The organism is Oceanispirochaeta sp. (assembly GCF_027859075.1).
GTDB lineage: Bacteria > Spirochaetota > Spirochaetia > DSM-2461 > DSM-2461 > Oceanispirochaeta.
Map to the genome: position 1 here is coordinate 1 of NZ_JAQIBL010000125.1, position 15,846 is coordinate 15,846.

14 protein-coding genes are annotated in these 15,846 nt (G+C 44.6%); 12 read left to right on the forward strand and 2 right to left on the reverse strand.

All coding sequences use genetic code 11. The features are described 5' to 3' along the window. Window positions 1–717 (reverse strand): GerMN domain-containing protein (locus PF479_RS07075; RefSeq protein ID WP_298004108.1); only part of this gene is annotated, 717 nt, incomplete at its 3' end. A gap of 99 nt (window positions 718–816) precedes the next feature. On the opposite strand from PF479_RS07075, the gene ptsP reads away from it, so the two are divergent. From ptsP to PF479_RS07120, 9 genes are all read left to right on the forward strand, one after another. Next, window positions 817–2,559 (forward strand): phosphoenolpyruvate--protein phosphotransferase, encoded by a 1,743-nt coding sequence (gene ptsP / locus PF479_RS07080; protein ID WP_298004111.1) that lies wholly within the window; start codon window positions 817–819, stop codon window positions 2,557–2,559. After that, the gene (gene der / locus PF479_RS07085) at window positions 2,540–3,886 is read left to right on the forward strand and encodes a ribosome biogenesis GTPase Der (protein WP_298004113.1); all 1,347 of its coding nucleotides are present in this window, start codon (window positions 2,540–2,542) and stop codon (window positions 3,884–3,886) included. The genes ptsP and der overlap by 20 nt, the downstream gene beginning before the upstream one ends. Window positions 3,887–3,911: 25 nt before the next feature. After that, on the forward strand, window positions 3,912–5,243 hold the full coding sequence (locus PF479_RS07090) for a hypothetical protein (RefSeq protein ID WP_298004116.1): 1,332 nt from the start codon (window positions 3,912–3,914) through the stop codon (window positions 5,241–5,243). Between the two features lie 22 nt (window positions 5,244–5,265). Beyond that, window positions 5,266–5,898 carry a MotA/TolQ/ExbB proton channel family protein gene (locus tag PF479_RS07095; protein ID WP_298004119.1) on the forward strand — a complete coding sequence of 211 codons (633 nt, stop codon included), beginning with the start codon at window positions 5,266–5,268 and terminating at the stop codon, window positions 5,896–5,898. Beyond that, window positions 5,895–6,311, forward strand: a complete 417-nt coding sequence (locus tag PF479_RS07100; protein WP_298004123.1) for a biopolymer transporter ExbD — start codon at window positions 5,895–5,897, stop codon at window positions 6,309–6,311. The genes PF479_RS07095 and PF479_RS07100 overlap by 4 nt, the downstream gene beginning before the upstream one ends. After that, window positions 6,311–7,246, forward strand: a complete 936-nt coding sequence (locus PF479_RS07105; protein ID WP_298004125.1) for a hypothetical protein — start codon at window positions 6,311–6,313, stop codon at window positions 7,244–7,246. Before PF479_RS07100 ends, PF479_RS07105 begins: the two co-directional genes overlap by 1 nt. 99 nt (window positions 7,247–7,345) lie before the next feature. Further along, entirely contained in the window at window positions 7,346–8,011 is a 666-nt protein-coding gene (locus PF479_RS07110; protein ID WP_298004128.1) for an HAD family hydrolase, read from the forward strand. A gap of 3 nt (window positions 8,012–8,014) precedes the next feature. Then, window positions 8,015–11,377, forward strand: a complete 3,363-nt coding sequence (locus PF479_RS07115; RefSeq protein ID WP_298004130.1) for a hypothetical protein — start codon at window positions 8,015–8,017, stop codon at window positions 11,375–11,377. Between the two features lie 2 nt (window positions 11,378–11,379). Beyond that, window positions 11,380–12,183: a hypothetical protein gene (locus PF479_RS07120; protein WP_298004132.1), complete on the forward strand. Its 804-nt coding sequence runs from the start codon at window positions 11,380–11,382 to the stop codon at window positions 12,181–12,183. A 35-nt stretch (window positions 12,184–12,218) separates the two neighbouring features. On the opposite strand, the gene PF479_RS07125 is transcribed toward PF479_RS07120, so the two are convergent. Continuing rightward, on the reverse strand, window positions 12,219–12,551 hold the full coding sequence (locus PF479_RS07125) for a hypothetical protein (RefSeq protein ID WP_298004135.1): 333 nt from the start codon (window positions 12,549–12,551) through the stop codon (window positions 12,219–12,221). A gap of 235 nt (window positions 12,552–12,786) precedes the next feature. Between PF479_RS07125 and grpE the strand changes: the two genes are divergently transcribed. The 3 genes from grpE to PF479_RS07140 form a co-directional block, all read left to right on the forward strand. Next, window positions 12,787–13,455 carry a nucleotide exchange factor GrpE gene (grpE, locus tag PF479_RS07130; protein WP_298004139.1) on the forward strand — a complete coding sequence of 223 codons (669 nt, stop codon included), beginning with the start codon at window positions 12,787–12,789 and terminating at the stop codon, window positions 13,453–13,455. A gap of 84 nt (window positions 13,456–13,539) precedes the next feature. Next, complete coding sequence (gene dnaK, locus PF479_RS07135) at window positions 13,540–15,468, forward strand: molecular chaperone DnaK (protein WP_298004142.1); 1,929 nt, start codon at window positions 13,540–13,542, stop codon at window positions 15,466–15,468. Window positions 15,469–15,565: 97 nt separating this feature from the next. Then, a partial coding sequence (locus PF479_RS07140; RefSeq protein ID WP_298004145.1) for a DnaJ domain-containing protein occupies window positions 15,566–15,846 on the forward strand: 281 nt, incomplete at its 3' end.

The window sequence follows — 15,846 nt, forward strand, 5'->3', positions numbered from 1 at the left end:
AGAGGTATACACAATCTGCTTCAATTGAGCCACATAACCCTCTCTTCCCAGGGGGTTGAAACGAAAGGCTTCATTGAAATTCAGATAGGCCGTTCCTGACTCAATGCGGGCTGAGAGCAGCCTTGATCCCTCGGGGATGAGGGTGAGAGACCCCTTATTGATCTCATCGGTTCCAGGACCGCTGATGAGGGAATCCACGGTTTGAGCCAGGGGTGAATTATTAAAATCAATCTTTCGAGTGACACTTTTTAAGGAAATTTGACCCTCTGCATTTACTTTCACAAAATAGATCCTGGCTTCCCGGGTCTGGTTGTTCGCCGGAGGATTGCCTTTTTCATCGTCACCAGCAGGCGTTTCAGCAGGTAATATTTCTGAGGGTATGACAGGTTCCTGAACTTCCGCTTCTTCCGGTTCAAGGCGGACGATCACTGCACCGTCGCTGCTGCCCTGTGATGATTTTGACTGCCAGAGCTGGATTCTTCCGGGTTGAAAGAAAAAGAGGACCAGAGCCAGAAGACACAGGCAGATAATGGATAAGAGGACAATCATAAGAATCTGTGGCAGTTGACCCTTCTCTGGAGCTGACTTTTGCGGGACGGGTTTCCCATTACTCCGGGCCGGGGAGGATGCCCGCACCTCTCGCTGTCTCACCGGGGAACTGGGTGAGGAAGGTTTCAATTTCTTATATTTATTTACAGGATTTTGATTCTTGCTCATACTCACATATTATCGGGCTATAGTTGCTGTCTGCCAAGGGAAAAGAGTCCTCTTTGAGCAAGTTTGACTATCTCCAGAAAGTTGCTTATTATTGACTTGATGAAAGAATTTCATGGAATATCAGCATCTCCCGGTATCGTTATCTCAAAGGCATTTCTTTACAATGAAGAGAGTTTTTCTGTACCCCGTTATTCAATTGAGCCGGGAGACACCGAGGGTGAGCTGATAAGATATCATAAAGCCATCCAGGCTGCATCGGATGAATTGTCAGATTTAAAAAAGAAAATCACAAGAGAGTACAGTCAGGAAGAAGCCCGCTTCCTCGATTCTCATATCCTTATGCTTCATGACCCCATGTTTAAAGATCAGGTTTTTGAAAAACTGGAAAAAGAACTGATTAATATAGAGTGGATTGTGCAAAGTGTTATTCAGGATTATGTGGAAAAGTTAAATAACTCGAGAGATGTTTACTTAAAAGAACGATCCATGGATATGGATGATGTTTCCAAGAGGATTATTAGTAATCTCCTTATGAGGAAGAGAAAGTCCCTGGCCGATCTTGAAATGGAAGTTATCGTGGTCACACCGGATCTCCTGCCTTCAGATACTCTTTTGATGAACAAATGGATGGTCAAGGGAATTGTGATGGATGCGGGAGGCAGAACATCACACACTGCTATTCTGGCCCGTTCCTTCGGGATACCTGCCATTCTGGGACTCCGGCATATCACTGGTGAAGTCAGAGATGGTGATGTCCTGATCATTGATGGACTCAAAGGCATTGTCTTTGTTAATCCCGATGAGGAGACACTTAAAAGATATAAAAAGAAAAAGCAGGAATACCTCAAGCGGGAATCAGAACTTTTTAATCTCGGGAATCTTCCCTCGGAAACAAGAGACGGTAAGCTCATTTCTTTAAAGGCGAATATTGAGGTGGCAGAAGAACTGGATTCGGTTCATGCCTATAATGCTGCCGGAATCGGATTGTTCCGGAGTGAGTTTCTTGTGATGCAGTCTGGCCAGGAGAAGGATGAGGAACTTCAGTTCTCAGCTTATAAAAAAGTTCTGGAAGGGATGAACGGACTGCCTGTGACCATCCGGACACTGGATGTGGGCGGTGATAAGCTGATTAATGAAATCGCCCAGAAAAATGAAAAGAATCCTCTCCTGGGATGGAGAGCCATTCGTTTTTGTCTTGAGAGTATTGATATTTTTAAAATTCAGCTTCGGGCCATCCTCAGAGCCTCTGTCTTCGGATCTGTTAAAATAATGTTTCCCATGATCTCAGGAATTGAAGAGTTTGAGAAAGCCTTGAAGGTATTAAAGTCTGTAAAAAAAGAACTGACCGCCGAAGGGATTGCTTTTGCTGATGAAATTCCTGTAGGATGCATGATCGAAGTTCCTTCTGCGGCCTTGACTTCAGATATCCTGGCCAGGAAAGCGGATTTCTTTTCAATCGGGACAAATGATTTAATTCAATATACCATCGCAGTGGACCGGGGTAATGAAAAAATTACCAGCATGTATGAGCCCTTCCACCCGGCAGTTCTCAGGCTGATCAGGATCGTAGTAGAAAATGCTCATAATGCCGGAATCCCCGTTGGGATGTGCGGTGAGATGGCGGGTGATCCTCTGGCGGCAGTGATTCTATTGGGTCTGGGATTGGATGAACTGAGTATGAGTGCATTCAGTATTCCTGAAATTAAGCGTATTATTCGCTCCACCACCATACTGGAGTCTGAGGAATTTCTCGGAACCCTGATGGATATGAAAAGTTTTATTGATATTGACCGTTATGTTCGAGAGTGGATGGAGGAAAAATTTGAATTTATCACAGGATAGGGTGGACCGGTTGCCCAGAGTTGTTATAGCCGGAAGACCCAATGTGGGAAAATCTACTCTGTTCAACAGGATTATTAAGAAAAGAAAAGCCATTACAGACCCTACACCCGGAGTGACGAGAGATATTATTCAGGAACGCTGTTTTATCCGGGATCAGGAAGTCATGCTTATGGACACGGGTGGCTTCAAGCTGGAGAGAGACGACAGCTTTGATGAACTGGTGGCCCAGAAATCACTGCAGATGCTGAAAGAGGGTGATCTGATCCTTTTCGTCATGGATGTAAACGATATTACCAGTGAGGATGAAACTTTTATTGAAAGCCTCAGGGCACACCAGGAAAAAGTACTCCTTGTTGTCAACAAAGTAGATCATCCAGATAAAGAAAATGAGATCTGGAATCTTTATTCTCTGGGATTTCAAAATATCATCGGGGTCTCTGCCACCCACGGCTGGAATCTGGATGCCTTTAATGAAAAAATTATCTCTATGATAGACTTTTCTCTTTTTAATGGCGCTGCTGAACTGGAAAAGGATCCTCATATCAGTATCGCTATTCTCGGGAAACCAAATACAGGGAAATCAACCCTGACAAACCAACTCAGCGGGAAAGAAAACTCCATTGTTTCACCCATTGCGGGTACGACCAGAGATGTCATTGAAGGCCGATTCCTATATAAGAAAAGAGAGTATAAAGTCCTGGATACCGCAGGGATCAGGAGAAAGAAGAAAGTCGTTGAGGATGTGGAATACTATTCTGTCAACCGGGCTTTCCATACCATTGATGACTCTGATATTATCTTTCTTCTCATCGATATACAGGAAGGATTAACCGAACAGGATAAAAAGATCTCCCAGCAGATAGTCAATCAGGGGAAGGGTGTTGTCCTGGTTTTAAATAAGTGGGATACCACGGATGGATCAAAAGACAGCTGGGACCAGGCCGTCGAAAAGGTTCGCTTCCTATTTCCTATCTTGAGTTTTGCCCCCGTCATGGCTGTGTCAGGCTTAAAGGGAACAGGACTTGATAAACTTTTGGATGAAACAGAGAAAGTATACCGTCAGTTGACAAAAAGAGTCGAAACCAGTCAGTTGAATGAATCTTTGCACTACTGGATGGATTATAATCCCATTCCTTCAGTGAAAAACAAGAGGTACAAACTCCTTTATTTGACTCAGGTGACTTCACATCCCGTAAAATTCGTACTCTTTGTTAATAGAGAGAAGGGTTTTCCCGATTCTTATAAAAGGTACATTATGAATCAGATTCGAAAAGAATACGGAATGTCCAAAATTCCCATCAACATGGAGTTGAAAGAACGTTCCTGATCATACAGTAGACCGGGAGTGATTTATGAATTTTAAAGCTGCTGGATATTTCACACTATTCTTCCTCCTTTATCCAGGGTTTACCCTTTTTTCTCAATCTTCCTATCTCGTTGAGGACCGCCTGATAGCTGGAGCGTCCTTTTATGAGAATGTTGAAGTCCGCTCTGCCATGTCCGAGGCCATTAATGCTCCTTTTTATTCATTATTGACCCGGCAGAAAGAGATCCATTCTCAGGTTCTGTCTCCTGTAGCCGTTGAATTTGAACTGCGCAAATCAGAAGATTCTTTTTATCTTCTTTTCAAGAATGAACTGGATTATAAATATCCTGTCTGGGGAAGAGGGAATTATATCATCAAGAGAGATCTGAGAAGCGGTGATTTTTTACAGATAAAGATTTTCCTTCAAAATGATGAAATGTCCTACCTCCGCCTTTTCCCACTGGATGCAAACAGAACCTCCCTGGAATTATCCCTCTATGGTATGACTCTATACGATGGCATCGTGCTTCCAGTATCCATCGAAGATCTATCAGTCAGCTCTTTTTCCAGAATCATGTTTTTAACAAAAGAAACCATTCGCTGGAATCAGATCTTTACGGATGCCTCTTATCCGGAATGGCAGACCGTCTCAGGCCTCGCCGGACGAATCGCCGAAGATCTAGACTTTCTGTATGAGTCGGAAGATGGGGCACAAGACAGCCGCGGTCGGTTTGTGCTGATAGACGGTGGTGATCCGGTTTCTGAGCCTCCCGGCGCTGTCAACTGTTCGGGGTTTGCCAAATGGGTTGCCGACGGAATCCTTCTGAGTCGGGGGGGAGATGCACTACTGGACATTGAGTCCCTGAAGGTTCCAACAGAATCGGAGAGTCGGAAGGGGAATCCCTGGAGTGAGGCTCATATGGACCGGGACCCCTATTTCGGACTGGACTGGTGTAGGAACCTCTCTGTCCTGCTCAGAAAATCCGAACCCGGCGGACAAGATAGTTCTCCCGGGGATATGGATGTCAGGAATGTTCCCTTTTTTCACTATAAAGAGAATATAGGATATGAACTTGATAAACTGCAAACTCTGCTGTATCTTCAGGCGGTGAAGGAGCCCGGGTATTTCTATCTGGGAGCGGTCAATTCCCTCTATGGGGAAGACCCGGCCTTATGGCAGTATTACCATGTGGCTGTATTCTACCCCTGGTTTGACAGTCATGGTGATTTTCATCTGGATGTTCAGGAAACCGGAGCCGCTTCATCCCTTGAGAATCTGAAGTACAGGTATCCCTTGAGTTTTATACATTTGAGTAAAGTAGGGGCTTCGAAAGACTTTGTGTCTCCCTGGCAGCCTGATTCTAATAAAGTATTCTGACCCTGATTTAAGGAGCTATATTATGCTGGATATATTGCAGAAAGGCGGAATAATCCTTTGGATTATTATGGTGTTATCCGTCCTGGCCATGGCTATTGTCATTGAACGTTATTTTTACTTCAAAAGGATTAAAGTGGACGCGGAGAAGCTATATATCCGGATTAAAGGAGCCTTCGCCAAGAATCATTTTGATGAGGCACTTTCAATCTGTGACAGCAATGTCTCCCCTCTGACGGGACTCATGAAAGTCGGGATTGCTCACCGGGACCAGCCCGAGTTTGTTCAGAAAGAAGTCCTTAAGGATGCGGCCAGACAGGAAATCCCTCAGCTGGAAAGGTTTTTGACCCCTTTAGGGACTATTGCCCACATTTCACCCCTGCTGGGGCTGTTGGGAACGGTCACCGGAAATATAAAATCTTTTGGTATTCTGGGAGGCGGAACCTCTTTCGCGGATCCCTCAGTGCTTGCTAAAGGTATCTCGGAGGCCCTCATTACGACGGCTGCCGGTTTAATCGTATCCATCCCTGCCGTTATTTTTTACAATTATCTTATTCAAAAAGTAGAAAATATCCTTATCAAAATGGAAAATCAGGTGAATGAAATGATTTTGCTTTTAAAAGGTCAAAAGAAGGAGAGGACAGGAGATGAGGTATGATATTCGAACGGCGTCTTAAGCCTCATATCAATGTTGACCTTACTCCTCTAATTGATGTTGTGTTTCAGCTGGTTATCTTTTTCATGATCTCCAGTGTTTTCAACACGGCACCCGGCATTACTCTGGATCTGCCAGAGTCTACCACATCAGAAAACGTCGAGATCACAGAACTGAGGCTGACGGTTCTTTCCCGGGATGAGATTTATGTGAATAAAGAGAGCTGTACTCTCCTGACACTGGAAGAGACCCTTGTGGGGGTAATTGAACGCAGTCCTATGGAGGAACCTGTTGTTGTCTTTGACGGGGATAGTGATATTCCCTACCAGATGATGATTCAGGTTCTTGATATCCTGCGTCGGCAGGGTTTTAACGGTGTGAATCTAGTTACCAGAGAGAAAGTTGAGGATTCCTGATGACTCCCTATCAGATAAAAAGGCAGAAAAGGAGAACACTCCTTAGTTTTCTCTTTGCCTTTCTCTTTCACTTTCTCATATTGGGTACTTTCATTCTCTATGATTATTTTTTTATTGAAGATCTCAGTGATTTCTCCGGGCCTGTCCTTGTCAAGCTGGGAGAACCCGTGGGTGAAGATATTCCGATCATGCCTGAGGAAAAGCAGATTGAGGAACCGGTCGTTCCTCCTGAAGAGACTCCCCCGCCTGTTCCTGAGGTAAAGGTCTCTGAGCCTAGTGAAAACACCGTGCCCCAGGCCCTGCCGGAAAAAGTAATAGAGAAACCAACCCCAACTCCAACTCCAATTGCAAAACCTGCTGAACCTGTGGTGAACCCTGCCCCTACTGTTCCGGTTACTCCTCCAGAACCTAAGCCTGTCATTATTAAGGGTGAGGACGGGGGTAACTCCTATGAATATCAGTTTGAGGCGGAAGAGGGTGTTATCGGACGATCTTTGTCTACTGACATTTCTCTGTTTATGCCCCTTCCTCAGTTTATTTCATCTGCAATTTATGAGAGTCTGAAAGGGGAATCACACACGCTAGGGGTCACGAAGAAGGATTTCTTCAAGCAGTTTTATAAGGATGCAAACGGAGTCTGGGCGTTTAAATCTGAAGTAACTCCTAAAATTGATGATGTCAGAGCCATTTGGGACTATCTGATCAAAGCAGGGTATGATTATAAGAATGCTGATTATAAATCAGGCCGGAATCTGAATCCCGTTATCATCAAATTTACAATTTCCGGATCTGCAGAGCTTATAATGTCTGAAATTTATAAGTCTTCAGATGACTCCAGGATCGATGAGGCCGTCCTCATGGGATTCCGAAGCGCCACTTTCTCCAATTCAAGTAAAAGGAAAATAAACGGACGTTTTACATACCGCTTTGATTGAGATGGTCCCGGGCTATTTCCTCCTGTAGAAACAGCTTGCCAATTCGCTGTCATTCCTGTAGTGTAGAAACAGATTAAAAATGGACGGTATAACTGAAATATGGCTCTAAAAGCTGTCGCCTTTGACATTGACGGGACCTTGTACCCTAACTGGAGAATGCAGTTATTCTCATTTCCTTTTCTATTGACTCATCTTCCTCTTGTCATGAAGTTCTCAAAAGTTAGAAAAGAGTTACGTGGTATCGAGAACATCAGCGATTTTAGAAAAACTCAGTCAGAGCTGATGGCCGCTCGCCTCGGGGGGTCGGTTGAAGAAGCCAGCTCCACAGTTGAAACAATCATTTATAGGAAATGGGAGACCATTTTTAAGAGGGTGAAACCCTATTCCGGTCTTCAGAGTGCTCTGGAAGAATTAAAATCCATGGGTTTGTCTCTGGGAGTCATGTCTGATTTTCCTGTGGGAAACAAGCTGAACTATTTCCGGGTCGATGGACACTGGAATGCAGTCATGTCCAGTGAAGAAACTGGATACCTGAAACCCCATGCGGCTCCTTTTCTGGCTCTGGCCCGGAAGCTGGGATGCCGGCCAGAAGAGGTCCTCTATGTGGGGAACAGTTACGAATATGACGTCAAAGGCGCCTCTGCGGCTGGAATGAAGACCGTTTATATTCAATGTCAGGGCAAAATTGTCCCCGAAGCCGATCTCACCATCCGCAATTTTAAAGATTTTGTTAAAAATATTGAATTCCTTCTGAGAGAGGAGTAATCCATGCTTTTTAATATCGGTGATATCATCGTTCTTGCTATCGTTATTCTTGTCCTTTTCCTTAACCGGCAGTTTGACAAGAACAACCGTTCTCTGGAGAAGGTCCGAAAGTATGCAGATAAGGTCAAGGATGAGCTGGACAGGCTGGTCAAAGACAAGAAAACCCAAATCCATGATCTGAATATAGATATCGAAGTCCAGGAAAAGACCAATAGGGAAATTCTGAAGCGTATACTTCAGGCGAATGAAGAATCTCTCGCCCGGTCAGCAGAAATAGACAGTTTTAAAACCCTCCTCGGAGATGTATCGGGCCGCCTGGAAGAATTAGACTTATTAACCAGAAATGTGGATGAGAACCTGGTCCGCATCAAAAAAGAATCCGAATATGTTGACTCAGTAGGAGTCCGTTTGAATAGGCTTCTGGAAAAAGCCGACGGTCTGACCCTTGGGATGACCTCTCTTCAGGAATCCTTCAGAATAGAAAATACACAGGCACTGAAAGAGCTCCGGGATTCGTTTAATGAAGAAATGACCGGTGTTTATAGACAATTCCTGAGCAACCTGGAAACTTCAGGCAAGAAGCTGGACCAGTTTCAGGAGCATGTGAAGGGCCTTTTGGAACGACGGGACCAGATTGCCAAGGAAAAACTGGATGCATTTACGGTCCAATGGACCAGTGTTGAAGAAAACTATCTGGCACGCCTTGATAAGGTAGCCTCTGAGGGTGTTTCACTGGAATCGGATGCCTTCCTGCAGCTTAAAGAACTTATGTCTTCCCATTCTGATTCTCTTTCGGGCAGTTGGAATAATGAAATGCAGAGACTTGAACGCCGGTTTCAAGATGTTTCTGAAGAATTGAATGATGGTATGGGTCAGCTGGAAGAAGATTATACTCTCTGGAAAAGCCGCTCTGATGAACAGATCGTCCGCTTCAATGACCATCTTGCTTCAGCCTCTGGCGAACAGCAGAGTACTTTGAAAGGGATGAAGGAAGAGCTTGGGTCCATGATGAAGGACTTCTCTGCCACGAAGTCGGGAATGATCAGGCAGAAGGATGAGGTTCTGCAGGAGCTGTCAGGCCTGGACGACAGATTGGGTGCACATAAAACTACTATTGAGTCTCAGCTTCATGAATTCTCCGACACTTTTACCGGCAGGATTGAAGATACGGCAGAGACTCTTCAGATAGAAGCATTGAAAGCCATTGAGAAAAAGCTCAAGGAATATGAAAGCGGATTTTTTCCCAGGTTTAATAAACTGGAACAATTCATGGGCGATATGGATGCACTGGAATCTTCTCTTCGTTTGAGCATGAGTGATGTGAGCGATCGAGTCATGGGTGAATTTGTCATCTTTGATCAAAAAATGCAAAATCTCCGCTCCGATGAAGAACGTGATACAGAAGAACGGGCAGACAAGATCAAATCGGCTATGGCTGAATTGGAACAGGGGCTGGGTACACTCAAGAGTCGGGCCTATGACAATGTTTCGGCACAGCTTCAGGTCTTTGAAGATGATTTTTTTGCAGATCTTAAGAAGCGGGATAACGGCATTCAAAACACATTGAAGGACTGGCAGGAGAATCTGGACCGTCATATTACGGATCTGGCGGACCAGCAGAACCGGGACCGTGTGGAAATGGAGCGAAGCTGTTCTGCCGAGCTCAATAAAAGGTTGGGGGAACTGCAGACCCGGGTTTCACAGCAGTTTGAAAAATTCCAGACCAAGGTTGAATCTTTCAGAGAATCTCTGGATGTGAGAGTGGATGAGGGAAATTCCCTGGTTGTCGGCTACCGTGATGAACTCCAGGATAAAGTGAGTACCCTGCGGGATGAATCCATGGATTTTATGATCCGTGAGTTGGAACGGCTCAGCATGGGTATGAATGAGCGGGTTGAGGTTTCCGAAAAAGACATTAGTCAGAAGCTCAGCCTTCTTATGAGCGACCTGGACCAATCCCGGCGTGAGTTTTCCGGTCAGTCTGAAAGCATTCAATCCGATGTGACTACCTGGCAACAGAAAATATTCCAGCAGATTAAGGAAGATGAATCTGAAATCAGAGATAAATATGATGATTTTAAATCTTCTATGATATCCAACCTGAATGAAATTAGCGATGATTTCAAGTCACAGAAAGAAGAGTTGATCCTTTCAAGCAATGAAGAGCGTGCAGACTTGAGGCAGGATCTGGCCTCCATGAGTGAAAAGGTTTATCAGCTTCAGAATGATCTGAAGGATAAGTCTGAATCGACATTAGAACGGTTTAACAGCGATTATAACCTGTTTATGCTGGATTTCCAGAAGAAGCTCCGGGAATCACAGAACGATGCGGAACTTAAAATACGTGAAATGCGTCAGGGTGTGAGTGATGCCCGTGAAAAGATGGATAATTATCAGAAGAAACTGGTAGCCCGTGTGGAAGACGATACCCGCCATCTCACCGTAAATATAGAAGAAATTGAACGGAAGCAACAAGAATTTATTGCTCAGACCCATATCTTTGAAAAAGCAGACCGCTTGAAAGAGACCCTGTCCCGGAATATTCTGGAATTGAAGGGTGATCTACAAAAAGTGGATGCCAATATGGACCGCCTCAAGGATTATCAAGCCGGTTTTGACAGGGTACAGGATCAGTATCAGGGAATTCTGGATCAGATCAATCGCTTCATGCAGGAGAAACAGAAGGTGGAAGAGCTGGAAGATAAAATCAGCAGTATGATCAGTCTTTCAAAATCTGTTGACCTCAAACTGGACCAGATCAGCTCTCTCCACGATATGCTTCAGCAGTATCAGAGCCGTGTGAAGGAAATGGAGGATCAGCACCATGCCCTCGATTCCCGTTTTATCAGAATGGAGAGCAAGGCTGTTCTTGTAGACAAGACAGTCGAACAGGTTGATGAATATACGGTGACAGTTGAAACTCTGCAGAAGAGTATTGAGATGCTCAAAACGGAAATCAATCCGTTGAACGGTCAAATACGGGATATTGAACAGAGGAATAAGTTCCTCCTTGAAAATAAAGAAACCGCAGAGAATGTCTTTTCCAAGATTGCCTCTCTGGATCGGGTCCTAGTCGATCTGGATGAAAAAGCCGAGAAAATCAACCAGGCGAGAGACTGGATTGCCCGGACGGAAACTAGGATGGACGGCGTTGTCAAGCAGGCTCAGGATCAGGTGAAGCTCCTGGGACGTCTGGCAGAACGGGACGGTAGTGCTCCCAGGGCAGGCGGATCTCCTGATATGGATACCCGGGAGACGGTTCTAAGACTGGCCCGTCTGGGGTGGAAGACTGAGGATATTGCCCGGACTCTCAAGCTCAGCCGGGGTGAAGTAGAATTGATCCTGGAAATCACCCCCAGGGGGTAGGTATGTTCCGGCACGGTTATATTTATCATGACATGCTGGCGGAGGTCGGACCTCTCAATGACGGTAAGGTCAGAACTCATAGATCCCTGCAGCTTATATATGGAGTCAACAAGCCTTATAAGATAAGGCTGAAGGGAGAGTGGCAGACTGTAAGACTCTGTTTGATTGATCAGGGTATCGATCATTTTATCAGTGGAGAGGACGATTGGCAGATCTGTTACTTTATTTATCCCGACTCACATCTGGGATATCTCCTGAAGACAGAAATCTTGAAGGGTTCTTCCGTATCAGTCCTCTCTCAGGATAGGAATCCCACCCAGGTCAATACAGTTCAACCGGCAGTCAGGCCTATGACTCTTATTGATGTCAGAGGCTTGCTGGAAACCTTTATATATGTGTTTACAGGTCGAAAGGCCTATCCTCGAAATGGTTTGCATACTGCAGTTCAATTGTCCCGAATAGTACACTCCATGACTGAACTGACACTTTCTGAGGCCGCCCTTAGGCTGAATCGGGATATTGAAGATTTAGCGTTGGATTTTAAAAGAGAAACCGAAGCAGATGTCCGAACATGGATGATGCATCTGCGAATGATCAGATTTTTTGATGCCCTAGAAAAAAAGAACGGGATTCCCGATCTGTCAGAACTGGATAAACTGGCCCGATTGAGCGGAATTGCCGGGTTAAGCGGCCTGGACAGACTTTTTGAAGATTTTTTCGGGATGCCCTATGTTCGATGGGTCAATTCTGAAAAGGGCACGATTATTCTCACCGAGAGTAATCCTTCCTTTATGACTTATCGTTGATCCTGATCGGGAGTTTCCCGAAGCGCAGGAATCGACTATTCTTCCAGGGCTTCTTCGAGGATGGGAGTCCTTGTTGTATTGATGACAACAGAAGAATCAAGAGCCAGGGGAGATTCACTGTCTTCCATATTCTGGAGAACTTTCAAACTTCTGGCCATAATGTCTCCTGTGGTGGCAGACATTTCCAGAAGATTCAGTAAAATTTTTTCCTGATTAAGGAGTTCATTATTCTGCTTTTCAAGCAGTTCAATCCTTTCAGCCTGCTCTTTTAGAGCCTCAACCAAAGGGTGAGTGTACTCTACGCCAGATTCTTCTTCCATTACGAAGAGAGTGCTTATGGTTCCATTTATAAATACATTTCTTATCATTGGCAGAATCCTAACAGTAATAGATCAGAAAAACAATAAACTTTTTTACGGCTCCTGAAAAAAAATACATATTTTTTGACCTGTTATTTTCCATTTTGTGCAGCTTATTCAGGAAATCATTGAGGTCAGGAGATTTATTCTCTTTTCTTTTTGGTTTTTCTTGACCTTGATTCCCATAAATTATTATTTTTTAGTCAGTAAAAACGAAAGTGCAAAACAAGACTGGAAGGTTTAAGTGGCGAAGAGAGATAAAGAGAATCAGCAGGAAGATATTGTTGATGAGATTATCACTGCAGATAATGTTCAGGAAGAACAGCCTGTTGAATATGATGTGAAGGATTCAACTGATGATAATGAAACGGAAGATAGTGAAACGGAAGAAATCAGCGAAACAGACAAACTGCTGGAAGCTGTCAATGCTTTGACCCAGGAGAATAGTGATCTGAAGGATCAGTACCTGCGCAAGCATGCTGACTTTGAAAATTACAGAAAGAGAATGGCCCGGGAAAAGGCAGACTCTATTAAATATGGAAACCAGGAACTTCTGAAAGATCTGATAGAAGTAATTGACAACTTTGACAGAGCCATAAAATCTTCAAAGGATTCACAGGATTTCAATTCCTTCAAAGAGGGAATCAGCATGATAGAGCAACAGTTCACTGGCATGCTGGAAAGTAAATGGAGTCTGAAGAAGATGGAATCTGTTGGATCGGTATATGATCCGAATGCCCATGAATCACTCATGATGGAGGAATCCTCAGATATTGGGGTTCCTACAGTCATAGAAGATTTTCAGGCTGGATATACTCTGTATGATCGAGTGTTGAGACCTGCCAAGGTAAAAGTGGGGAAGCCTGCGGATCCGGCAGCGAAAACAAATCAAGACTCATCAGAAGTGAGCTAAAGTTAATAGTATTTGGAGACCCTTCGGCCTAGCTCGAAGAGAAACTCCCTTGGAATGAAAAAGTAAAGGTATAGGAGACATATTATGGGACGAATTATTGGAATTGACCTTGGTACAACAAACTCTTGTGTGGCAGTCATGGAAGGGGGCGAACCTGTTGTTATTCAGAATGAAGAAGGTCAAAGAACGACTCCTTCAATGGTAGCTTTTACAGATAAAGATGAGCGCCTCGTAGGGCAGCCTGCCAAAAACCAAATGGTTACCAACCCCGAGAACACCATCTATTCAATTAAAAGATTTATGGGACGGCATTACGATGAAGTGACAGAAGAACTTCATATGATTTCCTATAATGTTACAAAAGGTCCAAACGGAGATGTCCGGGTCGATGTGAACGGCAAGCATCAGTCTCCTCCCGAGATTTCTGCGGCTATTCTTCAAAAAATGAAGAAAACAGCTGAAGATTATCTGGGTGAAACCGTGACTGAAGCTGTCATCACGGTTCCTGCATACTTCAATGATGCACAGAGACAGGCAACCAAAGATGCAGGCAGAATTGCCGGTCTGGATGTAAAGCGTATTGTGAATGAGCCTACTGCCGCGGCATTATCCTATGGTTTCGGGAAAGAAAACAAAGAACAGAAGATTGCAGTCTATGACCTGGGGGGAGGAACATTCGATATCTCTATCCTGGACATGGCCGAAGGTGTATTCGAAGTTCGTTCCACCAATGGTGATACTCACCTGGGTGGTGATAACTTTGACAAGAAAATCATTGAGTGGCTTGTGAATAGCTTTAAGTCTGATCAAGGTGTGGATCTGTCCAAGGACAAGATGGCCCTTCAGAGACTGAGAGAAGGTGCGGAAAAAGCCAAGAAAGAACTCTCCTCCTCACAGGCCACCGATATTAACCTGCCCTTTATCACTGCTGATGCATCGGGTCCGAAGCACTTACAGTATAGTCTGACTAGAGCCAAGTTTGATCAGATGACCGTCGAGCTTGTTCAAAGAACCAAGATTCCCTGCCAGAAGGCTCTTAAGGATGCGGGATATACTGCATCCGATATTGATGAAGTCATTCTCGTCGGTGGTTCCACTAGAATCCCTGCGGTTCAGGCCATTGTCAAGGAACTCTTTCAGCAGGAACCTCATAAGGGAGTCAATCCGGATGAAGTCGTTGCCATGGGCGCGTCTATTCAGGGTGGAGTTCTCGGTGGAGATGTGAATGACATCCTTCTGTTGGATGTTACTCCCCTGTCTATGGGTATCGAAACCCTTGGCGGTGTCTCTACAAGGCTGATTGAGCGCAATACAACAATCCCGACAAAGAAAAGTCAGGTATTTTCTACGGCTGCGGACAACCAGAATGCTGTTTCCATTCATGTTCTCCAGGGTGAGAGAGAGATGGCCAGTGCCAACAGAACCCTTGGAAAGTTTGACCTGGTCGGCATTCCTCCGGCACCCCGGGGAGTTCCACAGATTGAGGTTACCTTTGACATTGATGCCAATGGTATCGTCCACGTGTCTGCAAAGGATCTGGGAACAGGGAAAGAACAGAAGATCAGAATTGAGTCTTCCTCCGGTTTGAGCGAAGCCGAAATTGACAAGATGGTCAAAGATGCCGAATTAAATGCTGAAGCCGATAAAGTCATCAAAGAGAAGGCTGAAGTCATGAATGAAGCTGACAATCTGCTCTACTCTACCGAGAAATCTTTGAAAGACTTTGGTGATAAAGTGACAGAAGATGACAAGACCAAGATTGAGGCGTCCATTGAGTCATTGAAAGAAGCAATAAAAACAGATAACATTGATACCATTAAAGCCAAAGTGGAAGAGCTGAAACAGGCTTCATATAAACTGGCTGAGGAAATGTACAAGTCTCAGGCAGGTGATCAGGGGCAAGCAGGTCCGGACATGGGCGGTGCCGCTTCTGGAGCAGACCCTTCAGAACCCAAAAAGGCTGAAACAGATGCAGAAGATGCAGATTACGAAGTTGTAGACGAAGATAAATAAATCAGTTTCCCCGAAGGCATCAGATTCGAGGAGAAACATTGAGAAGGCAGCCCTGATATATTCAGGGCTGCACTCTTGAAAGGAAGAGTGAAAACCCGTGTCAAAAAGGGATTATTACGAAGTTCTGGAAATTGAAAAAAATGCAAACCAGGATGAAATCAAAAAAGCATACAGAAAACTCGCCATCAAGTATCATCCTGATAGAAATCAGAACGATGTTGATGCAGAGCATAAGTTTAAAGAGGCTACCGAGGCCTATGAGGTCCTTTCAGATACCCAGAAAAAGCAGGCATATGATCAGTATGGTTTTTCCGGTGTTGATAACATCGGTGCTACAGGATTAAACGCCCAAGCCTTTTCGGGTTTTGAAGACATTTT

Bases quoted from the DNA above. Each gene is read 5' to 3' on its own strand.
- PF479_RS07105 (WP_298004125.1), top strand. From the start codon at position 6,311: ATGACTCCCTATCAGATAAAAAGGCAGAAAAGGAGAACACTCCTTAGT.
- PF479_RS07090 (WP_298004116.1), top strand. From the start codon at position 3,912: ATGAATTTTAAAGCTGCTGGATATTTCACACTATTCTTCCTCCTTTAT.
- PF479_RS07095 (WP_298004119.1), top strand. From the start codon at position 5,266: ATGCTGGATATATTGCAGAAAGGCGGAATAATCCTTTGGATTATTATG.
- PF479_RS07110 (WP_298004128.1), top strand. From the start codon at position 7,346: ATGGCTCTAAAAGCTGTCGCCTTTGACATTGACGGGACCTTGTACCCT.
- PF479_RS07100 (WP_298004123.1), top strand. From the start codon at position 5,895: ATGATATTCGAACGGCGTCTTAAGCCTCATATCAATGTTGACCTTACT.
- dnaK (WP_298004142.1), top strand. From the start codon at position 13,540: ATGGGACGAATTATTGGAATTGACCTTGGTACAACAAACTCTTGTGTG.
- PF479_RS07120 (WP_298004132.1), top strand. From the start codon at position 11,380: ATGTTCCGGCACGGTTATATTTATCATGACATGCTGGCGGAGGTCGGA.
- PF479_RS07115 (WP_298004130.1), top strand. From the start codon at position 8,015: ATGCTTTTTAATATCGGTGATATCATCGTTCTTGCTATCGTTATTCTT.
- ptsP (WP_298004111.1), top strand. From the start codon at position 817: ATGAAAGAATTTCATGGAATATCAGCATCTCCCGGTATCGTTATCTCA.
- PF479_RS07125 (WP_298004135.1), bottom strand. From the start codon at position 12,551: ATGATAAGAAATGTATTTATAAATGGAACCATAAGCACTCTCTTCGTA.